The 3160-nt window shown below is 64.2% G+C and carries 7 protein-coding genes; 1 reads left to right on the top strand and 6 read right to left on the bottom strand.

Features of this window, described 5'->3' with window-relative positions:
- From ACXWUF_RS21120 to ACXWUF_RS21145, 6 genes are all read right to left on the bottom strand, one after another.
- The coding region (locus tag ACXWUF_RS21120; RefSeq protein ID WP_458496523.1) for a hypothetical protein at positions 1-216 on the bottom strand (216 nt) is incomplete at its 3' end.
- Positions 217-229: 13 nt separating this feature from the next.
- A complete protein-coding gene (locus ACXWUF_RS21125) occupies positions 230-640 on the bottom strand; it encodes an ATP-binding protein (RefSeq protein WP_458496524.1) in 411 nt (136 codons plus the stop codon).
- 3 nt (positions 641-643) lie between these two features.
- Positions 644-1858 carry a PP2C family protein-serine/threonine phosphatase gene (locus ACXWUF_RS21130; RefSeq protein WP_458496525.1) on the bottom strand — a complete coding sequence of 405 codons (1215 nt, stop codon included), beginning with the start codon at positions 1856-1858 and terminating at the stop codon, positions 644-646.
- The gene (locus ACXWUF_RS21135) at positions 1852-2121 is read right to left on the bottom strand and encodes a hypothetical protein (protein WP_458496526.1); all 270 of its coding nucleotides are present in this window, start codon (positions 2119-2121) and stop codon (positions 1852-1854) included. The genes ACXWUF_RS21130 and ACXWUF_RS21135 overlap by 7 nt, the downstream gene beginning before the upstream one ends.
- A gap of 12 nt (positions 2122-2133) precedes the next feature.
- Positions 2134-2238, bottom strand: coding sequence for a hypothetical protein (locus ACXWUF_RS21140; RefSeq protein WP_458496527.1), 105 nt, complete (start codon positions 2236-2238; stop codon positions 2134-2136).
- A complete protein-coding gene (locus ACXWUF_RS21145; RefSeq protein WP_458496528.1) occupies positions 2202-2603 on the bottom strand; it encodes a hypothetical protein in 402 nt (133 codons plus the stop codon). Before ACXWUF_RS21145 ends, ACXWUF_RS21140 begins: the two co-directional genes overlap by 37 nt.
- 66 nt (positions 2604-2669) lie before the next feature.
- Between ACXWUF_RS21145 and ACXWUF_RS21150 the strand changes: the two genes are divergently transcribed.
- On the top strand, positions 2670-3122 hold the full coding sequence (locus ACXWUF_RS21150) for a hypothetical protein (protein ID WP_458496529.1): 453 nt from the start codon (positions 2670-2672) through the stop codon (positions 3120-3122).
- Positions 3123-3160 lie beyond the last annotated feature (38 nt).

The following is a 3160-nucleotide window of genomic DNA, read 5'->3' on the forward strand; positions in this document are numbered from 1 at the left end:
GGTCAGCGCAGCGGTCGAGCAGTTGTTCGGGAACGTGCCGTTGCTCGGCGACGTCGAGTCGGCCGAGACGTGCATGTCGGAGAACACGACCTTGCCGCAGCGCTCCTCCTCCGCCACCTCGTTCGGCGTCGTGAACTGGAAGTTCTGCGGGATCTGCGTGGCGCCGTTCTGGAAGTAGATCCAGCGCTCGGCCTTCGTGCACACGCCCACGGCCAAGATGACCGCCCCCTCACACGGGCAGGCGCTTGGTGAGCGTGAGAATATTGACGCCGTTCTCGATGCGGAACGCCACCGAATCCACCCCCGCGAAAATCAGGGGCCAGCCCCGCCCCGTCTCCGCCAAAGGGTCCGGCATTTTGGGGTTGTCCGGCAAGGCCGGGATGGGAACGCCGGTCTCACGGCGCTCAATCACCATCACGCCCGGCTCGCAACGCGCCACCAGCCCAATTTCCGCATCGGGCTGGCTGGGGTAGGCGTGCAGCATCGCATTGCTCACGGCCTCGGCCACCGCAATCTCCACCAGCGCCGTCTCCCGGCCCGATAATCCGACGAATTCACACAGAACCCGGATCACCGCCGTCGCCAGCAACAGGTTCTTGGGATCGTTGCCGATGGCCACGCTTACGCCTGGCAAGCTCATGATTTACCTCTCCAAAATTAACAGGCTGATATCGTCGGGGAACGCATCGTTGCCCCGCCAAATTCGCAGCGCCTCACTCACCGCCGCCTTGGTGTCCGCCAGGGACAGGTCGGCGAAACGGGCCAGGGCGTCGCGGAACCGCTCGTAGCCGAATAGCTCCCCTTCCGAATTGGGACATTCGACGATGCCGTCAGTGTAAACATATAAACGGTCGCCGGGCCGAAAGGGCAGATATTCCGACTGATAGCGGCTGTCGTCCAGCACCCCCACCGGCAGGCCGCGCACCTTGGACTCCACGAACGAGCGGTCGGCGTGGCGCCACAGCAAGGGCGGCGGATGCCCCGCCGAACTCAGCCCGACCCGACCGGACTCGGTGTCCAGGACGCCATAGACCATGGTCAGGAAGTAGGAATCCGACTCCGGCTCCTTGCAGAAGCGGCGGTTGAGTTCGGCGATGGCTTGCTCGGGGGACAAAAACGGCAGGTCGCCGTCGCCCCCTCCCGCCCCGTGGGCGGGCGAACGGATTTCGCTGCGCCGCTCCGGCCAGAGCAGCTTGCTGGTGGCGAAAGAAATGAGGGCCGAGGACACGCCATGGCCGGACACGTCGATTTGGAAAAAGGCCAGATGGGTGCCGTCCACCGGGAAATAGCCCAGCATGTCGCCCGCCAATAGGCTGCTGGGAATGAACAGCCAATCCACTTTGGCCTCGGGCCGGTGGCAGGGCTGGGGCAGCAGGGATTTCTGAATCGCCGCCGCCGTGGCAACGTCCTTCTTCATGATTTCGTAGGCCCCGGACAATTCGGCGTTGAGCTTGTCCAGGGCGTCGTTGCGCTCATCCAACTCCTGCTCAAGCGTCAACACCCGCACCCCGGCCCGCACCCTGGCCTGCAATTCCTGCGGATCAATGGGCTTCACCAGGAAATCGTCGGCGCCCGCCTCCATGCCTTCCATCAGCGAGCCCTTGTCGTTCCGCACCGTGAGCAGGATGAAATAGACATAGTGGGACAGGTTCGCCGAGCGGACGGCTCGGCAAAGCTCTGGGCCGGTCAGCTCCGGCATGTTCCAATCGCTGATGACCAGCCGCGCCCGCCGCGCCTGAATCAGCGCGAACGCCTCACCCCCATTGCGGGCGGTCGCAACATCGTAGCCGCGCTTGCGCAGCGTCGCGGACAGGAACAGCCGAGACGTGGGATCGTCATCGACCACCAGAATCAGCATGAACGGCTCCCACCCGCCCATGCCCGCCGACTGAACAGGGTGGCGACGCCCTCCCGATAGCAATCGGCCCGCCCGCCGGGAATCTTGTCGAGAATCTCCCCCGGCGCTTCCTCGCCCCGCGACGGGGCGACCCAGGTCAGGCGCTTGAGATGGAAGCTCAGCCGATGGCGGAGCGGGGTGCCGCGCAAATCCTCGAAGCGGCGGATCAGGAGTTCCCGCAGCTCGTCGGAGGTGTCGTAATCAATCTGGGCGGGCCGTGGCATGGGAAGCACCTTTCATTCGTTGACGCCAAACTCTATACAAAAACAATGGGCTGCCGAGATGCAATGTCCCGGCTCCTGCATCAGCCGAAACAGCCATTCCGTGCCGATTTCCCGCATCCAGCGCGGGGGATGCGCCCGGAGTAGAAGATGCCGATGCCGTCCGGTAGAACCCGCGCCGCGTGTGCCAGGATTTTATGATATTCGGCGTGCCGGTAGGCGATATTCAGGCAATCCGGGTTCACAAAGGCCACGAGGGATGGCGCTTTCTCCCGTACCCGACCCACGATCCAGTCCAGCGCCTCGTCCATGCGGGTGTTGGCGATGGGACGCCGAAGAAATCCAGCGTGTCGGGCATGGCTCTCCCCCCACCAGCAATTGGGCGATGAGGCACCGCTGGCGAGAAAGGCCAATTCGACGGTGCCGGGCAGGCTGAAGACGGCGGGAACCGCTCCGACAATAGCGGCGAGGAATTCAATCGACATGGGCAAGGCTCCGCTAGGCTTCTGATAATTATTTTGATGTCCTGCCCATCAATTATAGTTACGCGATTGCCAGCATGGAGAAACTACCGTGTTGAATGTGAACGCCGCCCCCTCGCTAGCCCCCCGGAAACCGATTGGCCAGCGGATGGTCTGGAAACCCAAGCCGATTGCCCCGTCTGCGGCAGTCCCGACCGCGAATTGGTCCACCCGGAATTGCGGGACCGGATTTTCTTCTGTGCCACGGGGCGCTGGCGGATGCACCGTTGCCGGGCCGGTTCTCTGCACCCGCGCCCCACGCCCGCCACCATCGGCATGGCCTACGAGGCGTATTACACCCACGCCGCCGCGGCAGCGGCGCCTTTCGTGAAACGGGCGCAATCGCTGGGCTATGCCGCCGAGGGCTTGGAATTCGACGACAACGCGGCGCGGGCGGCGGAGGCCGCCGGGTTGAATGTGCGGCAGGGCTTGCTGCCCGACACCGGGCTGGAAAGCGAGGCTTACGACGTGAAGCGGGGTTAGAGCGTTTTGACGCCGTGGGAGTGGGTCGGCGACCGCCA

This window comes from Methylomagnum sp., assembly GCF_054333355.1.